1 rRNA gene is annotated in these 1,030 nt (G+C 54.0%); it reads left to right on the plus strand.

Annotated features, from left to right (window positions below):
• Window positions 1–1,030 (plus strand): 23S ribosomal RNA (locus AC1FXZ_RS21965); the annotation flags it as partial.

Here is a 1,030-nt window from a genome sequence, read left to right on the forward strand (position 1 = left end):
GGGAGAAGCTCTGAATTGAAGCCCCAGTAAACGGCGGCCGTAACTATAACGGTCCTAAGGTAGCGAAATTCCTTGTCGGGTAAGTTCCGACCCGCACGAATGGTGTAACGATTTGGATACTGTCTCAACGAGAGACCCGGTGAAATTATAGTACCTGTGAAGATGCAGGTTACCCGCGACAGGACGGAAAGACCCCATGGAGCTTTACTGTAGCTTGATATTGGATGTTGGTACAGTTTGTACAGGATAGGTAGGAGCCTTGGAAGCGTGAGCGCCAGCTTACGTGGAGGCGTCGGTGGGATACTACCCTGACTGTGCTGACATTCTAACCTCGAGCCGTGATCCGGTTCAGGGACAGTGTCAGGTGGGCAGTTTGACTGGGGCGGTCGCCTCCTAAACAGTAACGGAGGCGCCCAAAGGTTCCCTCAGAATGGTTGGAAATCATTCGTAGAGTGCAAAGGCAAAAGGGAGCTTGACTGCGAGACCTACAAGTCGAGCAGGGACGAAAGTCGGGCTTAGTGATCCGGTGGTTCCGCATGGAAGGGCCATCGCTCAACGGATAAAAGCTACCCTGGGGATAACAGGCTTATCTCCCCCAAGAGTCCACATCGACGGGGAGGTTTGGCACCTCGATGTCGGCTCATCGCATCCTGGGGCTGAAGTAGGTCCCAAGGGTTGGGCTGTTCGCCCATTAAAGCGGTACGCGAGCTGGGTTCAGAACGTCGTGAGACAGTTCGGTCCCTATCCGTCGCGGGCGCAGGAAATTTGAGAGGAGCTGTCCTTAGTACGAGAGGACCGGGATGGACACACCGCTGGTGTACCAGTTGTTCCGCCAGGAGCATAGCTGGGTAGCTACGTGTGGACGGGATAAGTGCTGAAAGCATCTAAGCATGAAGCCCCCCTCAAGATGAGATTTCCCATGGAGTTAATCCAGTAAGACCCCTTAGAGATGATGAGGTTGATAGGTCTGGTGTGGAAGCGTGGCGACACGTGGAGCTGACAGATACTAATCGGTCGAGGACTTATCCAA

The sequence above is a fragment of the Halalkalibacter sp. HAAS-P014 genome (assembly GCF_056619965.1).